The following is a 17673-nucleotide window of genomic DNA, read 5'->3' on the forward strand; positions in this document are numbered from 1 at the left end:
GTCGATGACACCACAGGGGCAGTGAGCAGCTGGATGCGTCGTGCGCCGTCGCTGAACTGACCCTGCACGTGGAAAAAATGTCAGTAAGGTTCTTTTGTGTGAAAGCCCTCCGTCGGTTCACCGTCCGTGCCCACCTGCCCGAACGTCTCGCCGCCCTGGAGCGGTTGTCCATCAACCTGCGCTGGTCCTGGCACACGCCCACTCAGGAGCTGTTCGCAGAGATCGATCCGGTGCTGTGGGAACAGGTTGGCGCCGACCCGGTGGCGTTGCTCGGCGCGGTCAGCCCCGCGCGCCTCGACGAACTGGCGACCGACGACGACTTCGTCGGCCGGGTGGACTACCGCGCCACCGATCTGGACAACTATCTGAGCCGGCCGCTGTGGTACCAGGAGCAGGCCGACCATGCCGAGGATGGCGGCCCCGCGATGCCGAAGGGCATCGCCTATTTCTCCATGGAGTTCGGCGTCGCGGAAGTCCTGCCCAACTACTCCGGTGGTCTGGGCATCCTCGCGGGTGATCATCTCAAGTCGGCGTCGGACCTCGGCCTGCCGTTGATCGCGGTCGGGCTGTACTACCGGTCCGGCTATTTCAAGCAGTCGCTGACGGCCGACGGTTGGCAGCACGAGAACTACCCGTCGCTCGACCCGCAGGGTCTGCCGCTGCGGCTGTTGACCGGCGCGGACGGCCAACCGACCCTGGTGTCCCTGAACCTGCCGGAGTCGCAGGTGCTGCGGGCGCGGGTGTGGGTGGCGCAGGTCGGGCGAGTTCCGTTGTTGCTGCTCGATTCCGACATCCCTGAGAACGACCATGAGCTGCGGTCGGTGACCGACCGGCTATACGGCGGCGACCAGGAACACCGGATCAAGCAGGAGCTACTCGCCGGCATCGGTGGCATCCGCGCCATCCGGGCGTTCACCGAGATCGAGGGCATCGAAGCGCCCGAGGTCTATCACATGAACGAAGGCCACGCGGGTTTCCTTGGCGTGGAACGTATTCGGGAGTACATCAGCGGCTCGGGACTGGACTTCGAGACCGCGCTGACGGTGGTCAGGTCGTCGACCGTGTTCACCACCCACACCCCGGTGCCGGCGGGCATCGACCGGTTCCCCGTGGAGATGGTGCGCCGCTACTTCGACGACACCGTCGCTGCACCGCTGCTGCCCGAGGTGCCGCTGTACCGCGTGGTCGCATTCGGTGCCGAGGACGACCCGAGCAAATTCAACATGGCACACATGGGTTTACGGCTCGCGCAGCGCGCCAACGGGGTGTCGCTGCTGCACGGCCGGGTGAGCCGCGGCATGTTCAACGAACTGTGGCCGGGCTTCGACCAGGCCGAGGTTCCCATCGGCTCGATCACCAACGGCGTGCACGCGCCCACGTGGGCGGCGCCGAAGTGGCTGGAGTTGGGCCGGGAGCTGGTCGGCGTCGAGGGCATGGAGGCGGTCGACCAGGCGGCGGGGGAGCCGCACCTGTGGCAGCGGCTGCACGACGTCGACCCTGGCCACCTGTGGTGGATCCGGTCGCAGCTGCGCAGGATGCTCATTGCCGATGTGCGGTCGCGGCTGCGGCGTTCGTGGCTGGAGCGCGGTGCCACCGAGGCCGAACTCGGCTGGATCGCAACGGCTTTCGATCCGTCGGTGTTGACCATCGGCTTCGCTCGCCGGGTGCCCACGTACAAGCGGTTGACGTTGATGCTGCGCGACCCGGAGCGGCTGGAAAGGCTGCTGCTCGACGAGTCGCGGCCGGTGCAGCTGATCGTCGCGGGCAAGTCGCATCCGGCCGACGATGGCGGGAAGGCGCTGATCCAGCAGGTGGTGAAATTCGCCGACCGGCCCGAGGTGCGACACCGGATCGCATTCCTGCCGGACTACGACATGTCGATGGCCCGCGTGCTGTACTGGGGCTGCGATGTGTGGCTCAACAACCCGCTGCGTCCGCTGGAAGCGTGTGGCACGTCGGGCATGAAGAGCGCGCTCAACGGTGGGCTGAACCTCTCGATCCGCGACGGCTGGTGGGACGAGTGGTACGACGGCGAAAACGGTTGGGAGATACCGACTGCTGACGGCGTCACCGATGAGACCCGCCGTGACGACCTCGAAGCCGCCGCGCTGTACGACCTGATGCAGCACTCGGTGGCGCCCAAGTTCTACGAGCGCAATGAGCACGACGTGCCGATGCGATGGGTCGAGATGGTGCGGCACACCTTGCAGTCGCTCGGGCCGAAGGTGCTGGCGTCGCGCATGGTGCGCGACTACACCGAGAAGTATTACGGCCCTGCGGCGCAGTCGTTCCGGCGCACGATAGAGCCGATCGACGGCGTGCCGTTCGGTGCGGCCCGGTCGCTGGCCGCCTATCGCCAGCGGGTGACCGAGACCTGGCCGAAGATCCAGATCACCGACGTCGACAGCTACGGGCTGCCCGATACGCCGCTGCTGGGTTCGGAGTTGTCGCTGACCGCCAAGGTGCAGCTGGCTGGTCTGCGCACCGACGAAGTTGTGGTGCAAGCGGTTCTGGGACGGGTCGACGCCGGCGACCAACTGGTGGACCCGGTGACGGTGCCCATGACGCACACGAATTCCGGCGAGGGTGGCGTCGAAGTCTTCTCGGCAACCACGCCGCTGCCGGTGGCCGGGCCCGTCGGGTACACCGTTCGGGTGTTGCCGCACAACGCATTGCTGGCCGCCGACAACGAACTCGGGCTGGTCACGCTGGCGTGAGTGCACTGACTGTTGCGGTCGATGGTGGACCGTACGCGCTGGCGGCCGGCCCGGACGGCGCGATGTGGGTGACGTTGGTGTCGGCAGGTTCGGTGGCCCGGGTTGACGCTCGCGGTGCCGTGCGGCTGTTCGAAGTCGGTGCCGACAGCCGGCCGATGCAGATCTGCGCGGGTTCCGATGGGGCGATGTGGTTCACCTGTGCCGGCGCCGACCGGCTGGGCCGGATCAACGGTGACGGTGCCCTGACGTTCGTTGAACTAGATTCGGGCAGTGCGCCATTCGGCATCGCAGTCGGACCCGACGACGCCGTCTGGTTCACCGCCATGGACGCTGGGACTGTCTGTCGCGTAGGTGCCGACGGCGTCGTGGAGCAGGTCGCCGCGCCCGGCGGGATGCCGTCGATGATCACCGGAGGCGGTGACGGTGCGCTCTGGTTCACACTGAATCAGAAGTCTGCCATCGGGCGACTGACGGTGGACGGCAAGCTGTCGGTCCGGCAGACTCCGACGCCGTCCGCAGGGCCGGTCGGCATCTGCGCCACCCACGACGATGCCGTGTGGTTCACGGCAATTGGGGCGGACAAGCTGGGCCGCATCCCGCTGAATGACGCCATCCAGGAATTGGACCTGCCGGGCAAGCCGCACGCGGTGGTCGCCGATGCGGCCGACGGCGTGTGGGTGAGTCTGTGGGGCGCGGACGCCATCGCCCGGGTCACCGCCGACGGCGAGGTCTCGACATTCGATCTGCCGCCGGGCAGTGAGCCGCACGGGTTGGCCGTCGATCGTGATGGCGCACTGTGGGTGGCGCTGGAGTCGGGGTTCGTGGTGCGGCTGCCGGTGTAACTAGGCAGGCACCGGCTGGACGGTTTGGTCGAACTCGATGTGGTGGCCCTGCAGCCACATCATCGAGCGGCCGTCGTCTTTGGCGGCCTGCCGGAACGCCACCGGCAGAATCAGGTCACGCAGGAACCGCCCTACCGGGCCGGCGGCCTTGCTGTTGGCCGACCGGTGTCCGTGGCGGACGATCTTCTCCACCCGGCTGCGGCGCAGCGATTCGAATGTCGTGAATGCCGTTGGGATGTCGGGGCAATCGCGCAGGCACTGCGCGAGAATGACGGCGTCCTCGACGGACATCGACGCGCCTTGGCCTGCCGACGGTGCGGTGGCATGGGCGGCGTCGCCGATGATGATCTGGTTGCGGTGGTTGTGCCAGTGCTTGACCACCGGTAGGTCGTAGGTGGCCCACCCGATCATCGGACCAGGTGCGGCGTCGATGATGTCGTGGCCGGGTCCGGTATCGCCGGACATCAACTCGTGCAGCCAGTTTCGCCAGTCGGCGTCGGTCATGTCGGACAACACCCCGCGTTCGGGTTCGCGGGCCATCGGTGGGTTGGCGAACCAGACGGTGCCACCGTCCGGGGTCGGGAACCAGGCGAAGAAGCACCGGGTGCCGAACTGCATCCGGAATTCGCGCGGCGGCACGTCGACGGTGAAGTTTGGGATGTAACCCCCGACGTTAAGTACCGGCACGTAGCGGGGCGCGCGAGCGTGCGGGTCGATGGTGTGGCGCACCGCGGAATGAATCCCATCGCAGCCGACCAGAAGATCGCCGGTCGCGGTACTGCCGTCGGCGAATTGCACGCGGACCCGGCCGTCGGAAGCTGTTGTCGCGGAGACGAACTCCGTGCCGTAGCTATGGTGCACACCGCGTTCGGTGGCCAGTGCGTTGAGTTCGCGGTAGAGGTCGGCGCGACGCATCATGACCGACAGCTGGCCGTCCGGGCGCCGTGCGGCCATGGGAATTCGGCCCAGCTCTCTACCGCTGCCGGTGATGAAACTGATGGCGTCGTTCGGGTAGCCAAGGTTCTCGAGCGGCCCGGCCGCATCGACGGCCCGCAGCGCATCCATGCCGTTGGCCTGAAAGTTCAGCCAGGCGCCGCGGAGGTCGGCCCCGGACGGGGAGCGTTCGAAGACGTGCGCGTCGATTCCCACCCGCTGTAGCGCGACGGCCAGGACCGGGCCGGCCACTCCGGCGCCGATGATGAGTGCTTCGGTCATGCGTAGTCCTCGGTATCTCGCCAGATGGCTCGACAATCAGATAGCTTGATCATCAAGCAATAGAATGGAAGGAAGATCGCTCGATTGTCAAGCGAAAAACCGGTGCCGGACCGTCTGGGTGCGGCGGTCCAGACCTATCAGGCGGCGGTCGACGACTTCGACCGCGAGGTCGCGCGGCTGCTCGGCATCAACGCGACGGACGCGCGGTGTCTCGAGATCCTGATCCAGGAAACGCCCGACGGTCTGACCCCGCGGGAGTTGGCCGACCGGCTGGGTCTCACCACCGGCAGCGCCACAACCATGCTCGACCGCTTGGAGAAGGTCGGTTATGTGACGCGCTCAGCGCACCCCAGTGATCGGCGCAAACTGCTGGTGCATGCCACCGCTACCGCGCGCGAGCGCGCCTTCGAACTCATCGGCCCGCTGGTGGCGGAGGGGGAGCGCAGCTTGCTGAGCCGATACAGCACCAAACAGCTCGAGCTGATCACCGAGTTCCTCACGCGGGCAGCCGCATTGCAGCGCGACCATGTCGAGCGGCTGCGTGGGATGTGATCGGCTCCGGGCGTGTCGCTTCTGTCTGCAACGTGTGCGGTCCAGACCCGTCAACATGGGCTGACCTTGTCAACACGTGCTGACGATGTCAGCCTCGGCTGACAGGTCCTGACGCGAAGGGGTGGCGAAGGAGCTCCCGGGGTACCTGCCCACGAGCCTCGTCAGCTGGATGCAGCCAGCCGCTCCAGTGCGCTGCGCACCCGAACCGGGTCGGTCGTCGACCAATAGGGCGGCAGCGACGACTGCAGGAATCCGCCGTAGCGCGCCGTCGCCATCCGGGAATCCAGGATCGCGATGACGCCCCGGTCGTTGACGCTGCGCAGCAGTCGCCCCGCGCCCTGCGCCAGCAGCAGCGCGGCGTGCGATGCCGCCACCGCCATGAATCCGTTGCCGCCGCGTGCGGCAATGGCCCGCTGGCGCGCCGTCAGTAGTGGATCGTCGGGGCGGGGGAACGGAATTCGGTCGATGATCACCAGCGACAGCGACGGTCCCGGCACGTCGACGCCCTGCCACAGCGACAGTGTGCCGAACAGCGACGTCTCGGCGTCTTCGGTGAAGCGGCGCACCAGCGTTGACGTCGAGTCCTCACCCTGGCACAGCACCGGGGTGTCGAGCCGTTCACGCATGATCTCGGCGGCGGTCTTGGCGGCGCGCATCGATGAGAACAGGCCGAGCGTACGTCCGCCGGCGGCGGTGATCAGCTCGTAGATTTCGTCGAGCTGCTCCGGTGGAGCGGCGTCGCGTCCCGGTGGCGGCAGATGCTTCGCGACATACAGAATTCCCGACTTGGCGTGGGAGAAGGGCGAACCCACGTCCATGCCCTTCCACCGGGGAGCTGACGACGTGGAAGCATCCTCTTCTGAGGGCACCGACAGTCCCCACGCTCGGGCCATCGATTCGAAGCGGCCGCCAATGGTCAGCGTCGCCGACGTCAGCACTGCGGTCACCTCGCCGAACAGCCGGCCGCGCAGTAGCCCGGCCACCGACAGCGGAGCTACTCGCAGGATGTAACGCACTGAGCCCCTGGACTCTTCGCGGTCCAGCCACACCACGTCGTAGCGGTCGGGGATGGCCGGCACAAACGAGTCGATGATGCGGGACGCGGTGTCGCTGAGATCGGTCAGCGCGGTGACGGCCTCGCTGCGGGCAGCCGCGGCGGTGGGGTCCGACGGTGCGGTATCGATGGCCATCTTGACCTTGTCCGTCGAATCGCGCACCACCGTCAGATAGGTGGCGAGCTCGTCGTCGAGCACGTCGATGCGTCCGGGCTCCATATCGTGGATGGCCGACCCCAGTGTGGCGATGGAAGCCTCGAGGCGTTCTGTCAGTTCAGGTTCCACCAGCCGGGCGGCGCGTCGGAGTGCCACGGCCATGGACGTTGCGGACAGCTCGCCGGTGGCCACGCTCGTCACGCGGTCGACCAGTTCGTGGGCCTCGTCGACCACCAGCAACTGGTGTTCGGGTAGAACATTGACCTCGGAGATGGCATCGATGGCCAGCAGCGCGTGGTTGGTGACGATGACGTCGACCGCACCCGCCTTGGCGCGGGCCTTCTCGGCGAAACAGTCTGTGCCGTAAGGGCATCGCGTGGCGCCGATGCACTCCCGGGCGCCGACGCTGACCTGCGACCAGGCGCGGTCCAGCACGCCCGGCACGACCTCGTCGCGGTCACCGCTCTCGGTGTCCGACGACCATTCGATGAGTCGCTTGACGTCCCGGCCCAACGCCGACGCGGCGACAGGGTTGAACAGCTCCTCCTGGGGGAGATCTTCTTCGGCAGAGGCTCCGCTGTGAATCTTGTTCAGGCACAGGTAGTTTCCGCGGCCCTTGAGCAATGCGAACTCGGGACGGCGCGGCAGGTGCGGAGCCAAGGCGTCGGCCAAGCGGGGCAGGTCGCGGTCCACAAGCTGGCGCTGCAGTGCGATGGTCGCGGTCGACACCACCACAGGCTGATTCGATGCGACGGCGTGCGCGATGGATGGCACCAGGTACGCCAAGGACTTTCCGGTGCCGGTGCCGGCCTGAACCGCCAGGTGCTCACCCTTGTCGAAGGCATGGCCGACGGCTTCGGCCATCTCGATCTGGCCGCTGCGCTCGGCACCGCCGAGGGCGGATACCGCGATGGACAGCAGCCCGGAAACGTTTGTAGCGTCCGTCGCTTTGGTCTTGCGGCTCATGCACCCACCAGTCGGGTCGGGATGGCGGGTTCACCGCGGGAGAGCTTGAGTCCGTCCCACGGCAGGCTGTGCAGTCCGGCGGCGACGCGCGCGCGGGCATCGGCCAGCGACGAGTCGCACACGACCGAACCGGACCGCACCAACGGAACCGTCAGCACCCGTCCGTCGTCGGGTGGGGGTGAATCGGCGGGGTATACCACCTCTTCGATGACGGTTCCCGACTCTTTCGCCAACCGCAGCGCCGCCTTGCGGCCGCCGTGAGATTCCTTGCGGTTGCTGCGTTTTGCCACCGGCATGCCGTCGACCTCGACCAGTTTGTAGACCATCGACGCCGTTGGTGCACCGGACCCGGTCACCACTGACGTGCCGACGCCGTAGACGTCGACCGGTGCGGCGGCCAGCGCGGCGATCGAGTATTCGTCGAGGTCGCCGGACACCACGATCTTGGTGCCGCGCGCACCGAGCGCGTCGAGTTGGTCGCGGACCTGGCGGGCCATGACGCCCAGGTCGCCGGAGTCGATGCGCACCGCGCCGAGCTCGGGCCCAGCCACCTCGATGGCGTTGGCCACGCCCTGGGTGATGTCGTAGGTGTCGACCAGCAGCGTCGTCCCGACGCCCAACGCGTCGACCTGGGCGCGGAACGCGGCAACCTCGTCGGGACCGCTCGTCGCGGTGTGCACCATGGTGAAGGCGTGCGCGCTGGTGCCCAGCGCGGGGACGCCGTAGGTCCGCTGCGCCTCCAGGTTCGAGGAGGCGAGGAACCCGGCGAGGTACGCGGCCCGGGCCGCGGCGACAGCGGCGTGCTCGTGAGTGCGGCGCGAACCCATCTCGATGAGCGGCCGGCCGGTCGAGGCGCTGACCATGCGCGCGGCCGCTGACGCGATCGCGGTGTCGTGATTGAAAATCGACAGCACGAGGGTCTCGAGAATCACGCATTCGGCGAACGTGCCGTGGATCGACAGCACCGGAGAATCGGGGAAGTACAGCTCGCCCTCGGGGTAGCCGTCGATGTCACCGCGGAACTCGTAGTCGGCGAGCCAGCGCAGCGTCTCGGCATCGAGAAAGTCCAGTGAGGCCAGCGCTGTGTCGTCGAACCGGAAGTCGGCGAGCGCTGCAAGGAACCGCGCGGTGCCGGCGACCACTCCGTATCGGCGTCCGAACGGCAGTCTCCTGGCAAACACCTCGAACGACGCGCGACGATGCGCCGTGCCGTCGCGCAGGGCGGCAGCGAGCATGGTGAGCTCGTATTTGTCGGTCAGCAACGCGGCGGTCACAGACCTCACCGTACTGGTTCTTCACCGCGCATCTGCCCCGCTATTCTGGGCTCATGGTTCTGGGTGCCAGCTCGTCGACGGTAGTCGCGCGGACAAGCCCCGCGACTGACGTCGAAGAGGTGGCCGGCCTGGACAGACCGTGGGTGACCATCGTCTGGGACGACCCGGTGAATCTGATGACCTACGTGACTTACGTCTTCCAGAAGCTTTTCGGTTACAGCGAGGTGCGCGCCACCGAGTTGATGATGCAGGTGCACACCGAGGGCAAAGCCGTCGTCTCGACGGGTAGCCGGGAGTCGATGGAGGTCGACGTCACCAAACTGCACGCAGCCGGGCTGTGGGCAACCATGCAGCAGGACCGCTGAGCGGTGCGCAAGTGGAAGCGAGTCACCACGTCGTCGGGCGTGCGCATCAAGTCGGGTCTGGAAGCGCACGAAGTCACCATGCTGCGCAACTTGGTCGGCTCACTGATCGAGATGCTCGACGAACGCGAATCCGCTTCACCGCGTGACGAACTCGCCGAACTGACCGGCATGAAGATCGGGCCGTGGCAGGCCCCCGACGACGACACCATGCGCCGGTTGCTGCCGGACTTCTACCACGACCCGGCCAAGCACCCAGACGGCCGCGCCGCCGGTGAGAGCCTCAACGGCGCGCTGCGCAGCCTGCACGAGCCGGCCATCATCGACGCCAAACGGCAAGCTGCGCAACAACTTCTGGACTCGCTTCCGGAGCCGGCAGGCAAGTTCGAACTGACAGAAGAGCAGGCGCAGGACTGGGCGGCCGCGATCAACGACGTGCGGCTGGCCCTTGGCGCCATGCTCGACATCGGACCCGATGGGCCGCAACGTCTTTCGCCGGATCATCCGATGGCGGGGCATCTGGAGGTGTATCAGTGGCTGACGTATCTGCAGGAGTATCTGGTGCTGAGTCTGCTGGACGAGCGGTGACGGGTTCCATCACCTTCGTCCCTGACATCCTGGTCGGCAACTATCAGCGGATCGAAGACGCCACCCTGGGCGGCGGCTGGGCGACCGGCACCACCGTCGTGCTGGCGCCGCCGGGAACCATCGGCGCGGTCGACGTGCGCGGAGGAGCGCCCGGCACCCGCGAGACCGACCTGCTCGACCCGTCCAACAGCGTGCAGCATGTCGACGCGATCGTGCTCACCGGCGGCAGCGCCTATGGGCTCGCCGCGGCCGACGGCGTCATGACCTGGCTCGAGGAACACGATCGCGGCGTGAAGATGCCCGGCGGGCGGGTGCCGATCGTGCCGGGTGCGGTGATCTTCGATCTACCCGTCGGCGCGTGGGCCAACCGGCCGACGGCCGAATTCGGCTACCAGGCCGTCGCCCATGCCGGCACCGACGTGCCCACCGGCAACGTCGGCGCGGGCGCGGGTGCGCGGGCCGGGGCGCTCAAGGGCGGACTCGGGACGGCATCGGTCACGCTCGACAATGGTGTCACCGTCGGGGCGCTCGTCATCGTCAATGCGGCCGGCCACGTCGTCGACCCGCAGACCGGGCTGCCGTGGTCGGCGGACCAGATCGCCCGGTTTGGTCTGAAGCCGCCACCGGCCGACCAGATCGAGGCGTATGCGACCCGGGTGAAAGACCCCAAGCCGCTCAACACGACCATCGCCGTCGTCGCGACCGACGCCGCGCTCAGCCCGGGCGGCTGCAAGAAGGTGGCCGTCGCCGCGCACAACGGACTGGCCCACACGATCCGTCCGGCACATACCGCCGTCGACGGCGACACCGTCTTCGCGCTGGCGACGGGCCGGGTCCACATCGAGCCGGACCCGGCGACGCCGGAGCAGATGAATCCCGAGACGCGACTGATCTCCGAGATCGGGGCCGCTGCGGCTGACGCGCTCGCCACCGCCGTAATGGTCGGGTTGCTGGCCGCGGAGTCGATCGCCGATATCCCGACCTACCGCGAGCTGCTGCCGGGAGCCTTCGCCTGACGTCGTTCGTCGGTAGCCTGGTCGCATGAGCTACGAGGTGACGACTCCGTCGAAGCCGAAGCCGCCTGCGACGTGGAAGGTCGGCGGTGTCACGATCGTCAGCTTCGTCGCGCTGCTGTGGCTCATCGAAGGCTGGGATGCGCTGCATCATCAGGAGCTCAATCAGGACGGCATCCGGCCGCTGGAGACCGATGGCCTCTGGGGCATCTTGTGGGCGCCGCTGCTGCACGCCGACTGGGCGCACCTGCTCGCGAACACGGGCCCGGCCTTGGTGCTCGGGTTCCTGGTGACGCTCGCGGGCATGGGCCGGTTCCTCGCGGCCACTCTGATCATCTGGATTCTCGGCGGTTTCGGTACCTGGCTCATCGGCAACATCGGCGCGCCGCCGGGCGTCGAGTCAGTGCACATCGGGGCGTCTGGGCTGATCTTCGGCTGGCTGACGTTCCTCATCGTGTTCGGCTTCTTCACTCGGCACGCGTGGCAGATCGTCGTCGGTGTCGTGGTGCTGTTCGTCTATGGCGGTGTGCTGTGGGGCGCACTGCCGGGCACGTTCGGCGTGTCGTGGCAGGGCCATCTGTGCGGTGGCCTCGCCGGTGTGCTCGCCGCGTATTTGCTGAGCAGTCCGGAACGGGAAGCGCGTGAACGGCGCAAGGGCTCAGCCCTGCCGTCGATTCCGACGTGATTTGCTGAATTCGGCATTCGCCGCACATCGTGATGCCGGAAGCGTGATGAGTATCGCTTTCGCGAGTAATCGAGAAACTGGCCGCCCAAAGGTGCCGTCTTTTCGTCGAAGGGCGTGTCGGCGTGGCAAGCTAGGGGTGTGCGCCTCACCATTCTCGGTTGCTCCGGCAGCGTGGGTGGGCCGGATTCTCCGGCCTCGGGCTATCTGCTGACCGCTCCGGACACCACGCCGATGGTTATCGACTTCGGCGGCGGGGTACTCGGCGCACTGCAGCGTCATGCCGATCCGGGTTCGGTAAATATATTGCTGTCGCATCTGCATGCCGACCATTGTTTGGACTTGCCCGGGCTGTTCGTCTGGCGGCGCTACCACCCGAATCCGCCGGTCGGCCGCGCGCTGATGTTCGGGCCGGCGGCCACCTGGCACCGGCTCGGTGCGGCGTCGTCACCCGAGGGCGGCGAGATCGACGACATCACCGACATCTTCGACATCAAGGTCTGGGTGGACGGCGAGGACGTCGAGATCGGCTCGCTGACCGTGACGCCCCGCCTGGTCTGCCACCCGACCGAGTCGTACGGCATGCGCTTCACCGATCCGTCCGGCGCGACGCTCGTCTACTCCGCTGATACCGGCTACTGCGACGCGTTGGTCGACCTGGCTCGCGGTGCCGACGTGTTCCTGTGCGAGGCGTCGTGGACCGACTCTCCCGACCGTCCGCCGAAGTTGCACCTGTCCGGTACCGAGGCCGGCCGCGCTGCCCGCGAGGCCGGCGTCAAAGAGCTGCTGCTGACCCACATCCCGCCGTGGACGTCGCGCGAGGACGTCATCAGCGAGGCCAAGGCCGAGTTCGACGGACCCGTGCACGGCGTGGTCTGCAACGAGTCGTTCGACATCACCCGCCGGTAAGTCACCGCCGTGCTCAGGGCGGCCCGCTAGGGTTGTCGGGTGTCCCGACGAGAAGACGGTCGCCTTGACGACGAACTCCGCCCGGTAAAGATCACCCGAGGATTCACCAACCACCCTGCGGGGTCGGTGTTGGTGGAGTTCGGCGAAACGCGCGTGATGTGCACGGCCTCGGTATCCGAAGGCGTGCCGCGCTGGCGCAAGGGTTCCGGCTTGGGCTGGCTGACCGCCGAATACGCGATGCTGCCGGCCGCCACACATGACCGTTCCGACCGCGAGTCGGTGAAGGGCCGCGTCGGTGGGCGGACCCAGGAGATCAGCCGGTTGATCGGCCGCTCGCTGCGTGCGTGCATTGATTTGAGTGCCCTGGGCGAGAACACCATCGCCATCGACTGCGACGTGCTGCAGGCCGACGGCGGTACCCGCACCGCAGCGATCACCGGCGCCTATGTGGCGTTGGCCGACGCTGTCACCTACCTGGCTGCGGCCGGACGGTTGAAGGACCCGCGGCCGCTGTCGTGTGCGATCGCCGCCGTGTCGGTCGGTGTGGTCGACGGCAGGGTCCGCACGGACCTGCCGTACACCGAGGACTCGCGCGCGGAGGTCGACATGAACGTCGTCGCCACCGACACCGGGACCCTGGTCGAGGTACAGGGCACCGGCGAGGGTGCGACGTTCCCGCGCTCGACGCTGGACAAGCTTCTGGACGCGGCTTTGGCTGCCTGCGACCAGTTGTTCGCGCTGCAGCGCGAGGCTTTGGAGCTGCCGTATCCGGGTGTGCTGCCCGAGCCGACGGGTCCCGCGAAGAAGGCATTTGGTGCCTGAGCTTCTGGTCGCTTCGCGCAATGCGAAGAAGCTGGCGGAGCTGCAGCGCGTCCTTGATGCCGCGGGTGTTGTCGGTCTGACGTTGTTGTCGTTGACCGATGTGCCTGAGTACCCCGAGGCGCCCGAGACCGGCGCGACGTTCGAGGAGAACGCGTTGGCCAAGGCCCGCGACGGGTTCGAGGCCACCGGAATTCCTTGCATCGCAGACGATTCCGGGGTTTCGGTCGATGCGTTGAACGGCATGCCCGGCGTGCTCTCGGCGCGGTGGGCCGGCGGCCATGGGGATGACCGGGCGAATCTGGAGCTGCTGCTCGGGCAGCTCGAGGATGTGCCCGACGACCGTCGCGGTGCGGCGTTCGTGTCGTGCTGCGCGCTGGTTTCCGCCGCGGGTTCGGTGGTGGTGCGCGGTGAGTGGCCCGGCGTTATCGCGCGGGAGCCGCGCGGGTCCGGTGGATTCGGCTATGACCCGATCTTCGTACCGGCCGGTGGTTCGGTGTCGGCCGCGGAGCTGACGCCTGCCGAGAAGGACGCGGCGTCACACCGCGGGCGCGCGCTGGCGCAGTTGGTACCGGCGCTGCGGGAGTTGGCTGCGTCCTGAGGGCGGGCCGATGTTTGGTCGTCGTCCAACGCAACTGCACGGCGATTTTTGGGCTCAATTTCCGCCATGCAGTTGCGTTCGGTAACTGACGGCGAGTTGTCCACAGGCTGAGTCTGCTCCTGCTGGCGGGATTCATACTCTGCTGCGCACACTGCCCTGGTGGGGGAGCCATTCATCGGGAGTGAGGCGCTGTCGGCGGGGCGGCTGACCCGTCATCAGCTACGGACGAATTTCGTCGCCGTGCACAAGGACGTCTACGTGCCGACAGGTACTAGGCCGAGCGCGATCATGCGGGCCAAAGCGGCATGGTTGCGATCCAAACGCCGGGGCGTGCTCGCGGGGTTCTCGGCCGCCGCGTTGCATGGCGCCAGGTTCGTCGGGCCGGAGGTACCCGCCTACATTTGTGACCGCTATAGCCGTCCCGAGCGGGGTGTCGTGGTCTGGCGTGACGTCCCACCCGACGATGAGGTGTATCGCATCGGCGGCATGATGGTGACCTCGCCGTTGCGTACCGCGGTTGATTTGGCGCGAAAGTTTCCCGAGGATGCCGCCGTTGCGGCGATTGACGCTTTGGCGCGTGCTGCACGGCTGCCGGTGGCTGACATTGATGTGGCAGCGGGGCGCCAGCGCGGGCAGCGGGGTATTCGCCAGGCGCGGAAGACGATCGCGCTCGTCGACCCGAAAGCCGAATCACCGAGAGAAACAGCGTTACGGCTGTTGATCATTCGGGCAGGGCTGCCGAAGCCTGAGAGCCAGTACCCGATTTACAACGAGTACGGTTCGCTGATCGGGGTTGCCGATTTCGCGTGGACGGAGTTGAGGATCGCGATCGAGTACGAGGGTGCGCACCACACCGATCCGGATGCGGTTCGCCGGGACATCGCCAGGATCGAGAGCATGGTCGAGGCGGGTTGGCTCGTTGTTCGCGTCACCGCGCACGACCCGGCGGGGGTGGTGCTGCGTCGGCTCATCAATGCCAGGGCGTCACGAGGTGCGGTCGACGATGTCGCCTGGTCTTTCCCTCGAGACGAGGCGGCACGGCTGTGGCCCGCTCAGATGCGGGCGTCATACGGTGTATCCGCGCCGCCGAACGCAACTGCACGGCGATTTTCAGGCCGAATCGCCGCCACCGGGTTGCGTTCGGTCAGATAGCCGTCGATGAAGTCGTGCAGCGCGGGCGCGAGATGCGCGACGCCCGCGTCGTTCAGCTTGGCCAGCAGGATGATGCCCTGATACTGCGCCAGTAGTGCGTGCGCGAGCTGCTGCGGATCGGTACCCGGGCGTAGGGTCCCGGCAGCCGCGGCCTCGGTGGCGATGACCGCCAGATGGTGTTCCATCGCTTTGAGGGTGTGTGCGAGGTGCGCGCGCAGATCGTCGTCAGTGGTGGACAGTTCGGCGGCGAAGTTGCCGAACGGGCAGCCCACGGCCCGGCCGAATTGGGCTTCGAGGGCGGACTGGATGGCGCCGATCGCGTCGGGTACCGCGTGCAGCTTCTCGGCCGGTGTCGCGGTGGGGGAGCCGGCGAGTTGGCGTTGAAATGCCTTGGCGTGCAAGTCGATAACGGCTTTTCCCAGCTCGGATTTCGACGAGAAGTAGTGGTAGAAGCTGCCTTTGCGGATGTTGGTGGCGCGGCAGAGTTCGTCGACCCCGACGGCTTGGTAGCTGCGTTCGAGGAACAGTCGGGCAGCCGTCGCGACCAGGCGATCGCGGGCGTCGGAATTGCGGGACACCTGTGGATTCTAATTGGTAGTTGACCGGTCGGTCAACAATAGCTAGCTTGACCACATGACTAACCCTGAGGTCTTCCGTACCCCCGATGAGCGATTCGAGAATCTGCCGGGCTACGACTTCGCCCCGAACTACGTCGACATCGACGGCTTGCGCATGCACTACCTCGACGAGGGGCCGCGCGATGGCCAGCCCATTGTCTGCTTCCACGGCGAGCCGACGTGGGCGTTCCTGTACCGCAAGATGATCGGCCCGTTCGTCGAGGCCGGGCATCGGGTGATCGTGCCCGACTATGCGGGCTTCGGCCGCTCGGACAAGCCGACCGACCGCCGGTGGTACAGCTATGACAAGCACGTCGAGTTGGTGACGCGGGTGCTGGGCGGCCTGGGGCTGAGCGATGCCACCGCCATCGTGCAGGACTGGGGCGGGCCGATCGGCCTGCGGTGGGCGACGGAGAACGCGGATCAGGTTGGCGCCCTGGCGATTTTCAACACCGGGCTGTTCACCGGCCGGGTGTCGAAGGGCTTCATGGCATGGCGTGCCTTCGCGGAGGCCAACCCTGACTTGCCCGTCGGCTTCGTGATTCAGGGTGCGACGACGACAGAGTTGTCACCCGAGGTGGTCGCCGCCTACGACGCGCCGTTCCCCACCGTCGAGTCCAAGGCGGCCGCCGCGCAGTTCCCGCTCTTGGTGCCGATCACTGAAGACGCCGCCGGCGCTGCCGAGATGCAGGCGGTCACCGACGCGCTGTCGCGGTGGGAGAAGCCGGCGCTGGTCGCGTTCTCCGACCAGGACCCGGTGTTTCCGTACCCGCGCGCCGGCGAGGCGTTCGTCGACCTGATTCCGACTGTCGACGAGCAGGTCCGCATCGAAGGTGCGTCGCACTTCCTGCAAGAGGATCGCGGCGAGCAGTTGGCCGTCGAGGTTCTCAAGCACTTGGGCTGACGGGTTGTTGCGGCCGCGACCGTAACGCCACGGCGGTTTCCGGGCCCGATTTCCGCACTGTGGTTACAGTCGCGACCGGGCTTGGCGATCAGGCGAGGTCGAAGCGCTTCTTGACATCTTCGGTGCGGAAGTGCTCGACGATGATGCCGAGCAGCGGGACCGTACCGGCGAAGAGGGTGCCGATGGTCTGGCCCAGGGGCCAGCGGACCTTGACGGCCAGGTTGAACGTGCACAGCAGGTAGATGAAGTACACCCAGCCGTGGACGATGCCGATCCAGTTCAGGCTGACGTCGTTGAAGACGTAGTGCGCGACCAGCTCGTAGCAGAGTGCGATGAGCCAGATACCGGTCGCCCACGCCATCACGCGGTAGGCGATGAGGGCCTTGCGGATGGTGTCCTTCGACACGGCGGTCGGCTGCGACTCGGTCATGTGGTGGTCCTGTCCTGTTTGTCGTTCTCGGCCAGTTCGGCGAGGTAGGCGTTGTATTCGTTGAGGGTCGGGTCCGCGGTGTCCTTGGCGGCCTTGGGGCGCTCGGGGAGCAGACCCTCGGGGATTTGGGTGGGCCCGTCGGTCGCCGGCGCCACGGGGCCCTCGTCCTCGTAGCGGACGAACTTGTAGTAGCCGTAGAAGCAGAACGCGCCGAACATTGGCCACTGCAGCGCGTAGCCCAAGTTCTGGAAGCTGCCCGCGCTCGACTGGAAGCGAGACCACTGCCACCAGGCCAGGGCCATGCAGCCCAGGGCAGCGATGGTCACCAGCACGATGAGCGCCGGCCTCCTACGCCGTGTAGTGGACATAAGGTAACGGTACCGCGCGTGACTTCGGGTTTGCGATTCGTGCCTGCTAGTACGCCGGACGTTCGATGCATACGTTGGGCCGATGAATTCGTCGGGGCGCACGGTGCCGGCTTGCGATAGATCGAGAGTTGTTTCTCGATGAGTGTCGCCAAAGGACGCCGAGTTGGTCCAGCGCGCAGCCGCCAACCGCGGACAGTCGTACGCGGGGCTGTGCGATACCGGTATCCTCGGAGTGCTGCGGGCGTGGCGCAATTGGCTGACGCGCGGGTTTTAGGTACCCGTGTTCGAAAGAACGTGTGGGTTCGAGTCCCACCGCCCGCACAGTTGAGGTGATTCACGTGGGGATTACCCACGAGTCACGGGTGAACCAAAACCCCGGCCGTTGGGGCCGGGGTTTTGCGTAGGTCAGCCGTGCGCTGCTGCCGCGGAAACTACCGCACCCGGAACCCGG

The 17673-nt window shown here is 67.0% G+C and carries 17 protein-coding genes, 1 tRNA gene and 1 pseudogene; 13 read left to right on the forward strand and 6 right to left on the reverse strand.

Annotation, left to right across the window (positions count from 1 at the left end; translation table 11 throughout):
- Window positions 1-98 precede the first annotated feature (98 nt).
- Window positions 99-2717 carry an alpha-glucan family phosphorylase gene (glgP, locus tag AC3WTE_RS29330; protein WP_492442972.1) on the forward strand — a complete coding sequence of 873 codons (2619 nt, stop codon included), beginning with the start codon at window positions 99-101 and terminating at the stop codon, window positions 2715-2717.
- Window positions 2714-3559: a virginiamycin B lyase family protein gene (locus AC3WTE_RS29335; RefSeq protein ID WP_492442973.1), complete on the forward strand. Its 846-nt coding sequence runs from the start codon at window positions 2714-2716 to the stop codon at window positions 3557-3559. The genes glgP and AC3WTE_RS29335 overlap by 4 nt, the downstream gene beginning before the upstream one ends.
- Here the strand turns inward: AC3WTE_RS29335 and AC3WTE_RS29340 are convergent, their stop codons facing one another.
- The gene (locus AC3WTE_RS29340; protein WP_492442974.1) at window positions 3560-4774 is read right to left on the reverse strand and encodes an FAD-dependent oxidoreductase; all 1215 of its coding nucleotides are present in this window, start codon (window positions 4772-4774) and stop codon (window positions 3560-3562) included. It lies immediately after the preceding gene.
- Between the two features lie 102 nt (window positions 4775-4876).
- On the opposite strand from AC3WTE_RS29340, the gene AC3WTE_RS29345 reads away from it, so the two are divergent.
- Window positions 4877-5326: a MarR family transcriptional regulator gene (locus AC3WTE_RS29345; RefSeq protein ID WP_492442975.1), complete on the forward strand. Its 450-nt coding sequence runs from the start codon at window positions 4877-4879 to the stop codon at window positions 5324-5326.
- 161 nt (window positions 5327-5487) lie between these two features.
- Here AC3WTE_RS29345 and AC3WTE_RS29350 read toward each other — a convergent pair whose 3' ends face one another.
- Window positions 5488-7503 (reverse strand): ATP-dependent DNA helicase, encoded by a 2016-nt coding sequence (locus tag AC3WTE_RS29350; RefSeq protein ID WP_492442976.1) that lies wholly within the window; start codon window positions 7501-7503, stop codon window positions 5488-5490.
- Window positions 7500-8777: a nicotinate phosphoribosyltransferase gene (locus tag AC3WTE_RS29355; RefSeq protein WP_492442977.1), complete on the reverse strand. Its 1278-nt coding sequence runs from the start codon at window positions 8775-8777 to the stop codon at window positions 7500-7502. The genes AC3WTE_RS29350 and AC3WTE_RS29355 overlap by 4 nt, the downstream gene beginning before the upstream one ends.
- Window positions 8778-8830: 53 nt before the next feature.
- Between AC3WTE_RS29355 and clpS the strand changes: the two genes are divergently transcribed.
- From clpS to AC3WTE_RS29395, 8 genes and pseudogenes are all read left to right on the forward strand, one after another.
- Window positions 8831-9142, forward strand: a complete 312-nt coding sequence (gene clpS, locus AC3WTE_RS29360; protein WP_492442978.1) for an ATP-dependent Clp protease adapter ClpS — start codon at window positions 8831-8833, stop codon at window positions 9140-9142.
- 3 nt (window positions 9143-9145) lie between these two features.
- Window positions 9146-9727, forward strand: coding sequence for an oxidative stress transcriptional regulator AosR (aosR, locus tag AC3WTE_RS29365; protein WP_492442979.1), 582 nt, complete (start codon window positions 9146-9148; stop codon window positions 9725-9727).
- Window positions 9724-10743 (forward strand): P1 family peptidase, encoded by a 1020-nt coding sequence (locus tag AC3WTE_RS29370; RefSeq protein ID WP_492442980.1) that lies wholly within the window; start codon window positions 9724-9726, stop codon window positions 10741-10743. The genes aosR and AC3WTE_RS29370 overlap by 4 nt, the downstream gene beginning before the upstream one ends.
- A gap of 25 nt (window positions 10744-10768) precedes the next feature.
- Entirely contained in the window at window positions 10769-11425 is a 657-nt protein-coding gene (locus tag AC3WTE_RS29375; RefSeq protein WP_492442981.1) for a rhomboid family intramembrane serine protease, read from the forward strand.
- A gap of 138 nt (window positions 11426-11563) precedes the next feature.
- Window positions 11564-12331, forward strand: coding sequence for a cyclic nucleotide-degrading phosphodiesterase (locus AC3WTE_RS29380; RefSeq protein WP_459368849.1), 768 nt, complete (start codon window positions 11564-11566; stop codon window positions 12329-12331).
- Between the two features lie 39 nt (window positions 12332-12370).
- Window positions 12371-13153, forward strand: coding sequence for a ribonuclease PH (gene rph, locus AC3WTE_RS29385; RefSeq protein WP_459368850.1), 783 nt, complete (start codon window positions 12371-12373; stop codon window positions 13151-13153).
- Complete coding sequence (gene rdgB, locus AC3WTE_RS29390) at window positions 13146-13751, forward strand: RdgB/HAM1 family non-canonical purine NTP pyrophosphatase (RefSeq protein WP_492442982.1); 606 nt, start codon at window positions 13146-13148, stop codon at window positions 13749-13751. The genes rph and rdgB overlap by 8 nt, the downstream gene beginning before the upstream one ends.
- 159 nt (window positions 13752-13910) lie before the next feature.
- A pseudogene (locus tag AC3WTE_RS29395) lies at window positions 13911-14741 on the forward strand (type IV toxin-antitoxin system AbiEi family antitoxin); the annotation flags it as partial.
- Between the two features lie 62 nt (window positions 14742-14803).
- Here the strand turns inward: AC3WTE_RS29395 and AC3WTE_RS29400 are convergent.
- On the reverse strand, window positions 14804-15481 hold the full coding sequence (locus tag AC3WTE_RS29400) for a TetR/AcrR family transcriptional regulator (protein WP_492442983.1): 678 nt from the start codon (window positions 15479-15481) through the stop codon (window positions 14804-14806).
- A 55-nt stretch (window positions 15482-15536) separates the two neighbouring features.
- On the opposite strand from AC3WTE_RS29400, the gene AC3WTE_RS29405 reads away from it, so the two are divergent.
- Window positions 15537-16424: a haloalkane dehalogenase gene (locus AC3WTE_RS29405; protein ID WP_492442984.1), complete on the forward strand. Its 888-nt coding sequence runs from the start codon at window positions 15537-15539 to the stop codon at window positions 16422-16424.
- Window positions 16425-16512: 88 nt separating this feature from the next.
- Here the strand turns inward: AC3WTE_RS29405 and AC3WTE_RS29410 are convergent, their stop codons facing one another.
- A complete protein-coding gene (locus AC3WTE_RS29410; RefSeq protein WP_459368856.1) occupies window positions 16513-16854 on the reverse strand; it encodes a DUF3817 domain-containing protein in 342 nt (113 codons plus the stop codon).
- Window positions 16851-17222 carry a hypothetical protein gene (locus tag AC3WTE_RS29415; RefSeq protein ID WP_492442985.1) on the reverse strand — a complete coding sequence of 124 codons (372 nt, stop codon included), beginning with the start codon at window positions 17220-17222 and terminating at the stop codon, window positions 16851-16853. Before AC3WTE_RS29415 ends, AC3WTE_RS29410 begins: the two co-directional genes overlap by 4 nt.
- Window positions 17223-17459: 237 nt before the next feature.
- Here AC3WTE_RS29415 and AC3WTE_RS29420 point away from each other — a divergent pair.
- A tRNA-Leu gene (locus AC3WTE_RS29420) sits at window positions 17460-17543 on the forward strand.
- The last annotated feature ends 130 nt before the right edge of the window (window positions 17544-17673 follow it).

This window comes from Mycobacterium sp. FW102-FHT13B02 (assembly GCF_058790275.1).

Bases quoted from the DNA above. Each gene is read 5' to 3' on its own strand.
- AC3WTE_RS29410 (WP_459368856.1), bottom strand. From the start codon at position 16,854: ATGACCGAGTCGCAGCCGACCGCCGTGTCGAAGGACACCATCCGCAAG.
- AC3WTE_RS29375 (WP_492442981.1), top strand. From the start codon at position 10,769: ATGAGCTACGAGGTGACGACTCCGTCGAAGCCGAAGCCGCCTGCGACG.
- AC3WTE_RS29340 (WP_492442974.1), bottom strand. From the start codon at position 4,774: ATGACCGAAGCACTCATCATCGGCGCCGGAGTGGCCGGCCCGGTCCTG.
- AC3WTE_RS29415 (WP_492442985.1), bottom strand. From the start codon at position 17,222: ATGTCCACTACACGGCGTAGGAGGCCGGCGCTCATCGTGCTGGTGACC.
- clpS (WP_492442978.1), top strand. From the start codon at position 8,831: ATGGTTCTGGGTGCCAGCTCGTCGACGGTAGTCGCGCGGACAAGCCCC.
- AC3WTE_RS29350 (WP_492442976.1), bottom strand. From the start codon at position 7,503: ATGAGCCGCAAGACCAAAGCGACGGACGCTACAAACGTTTCCGGGCTG.
- AC3WTE_RS29405 (WP_492442984.1), top strand. From the start codon at position 15,537: ATGACTAACCCTGAGGTCTTCCGTACCCCCGATGAGCGATTCGAGAAT.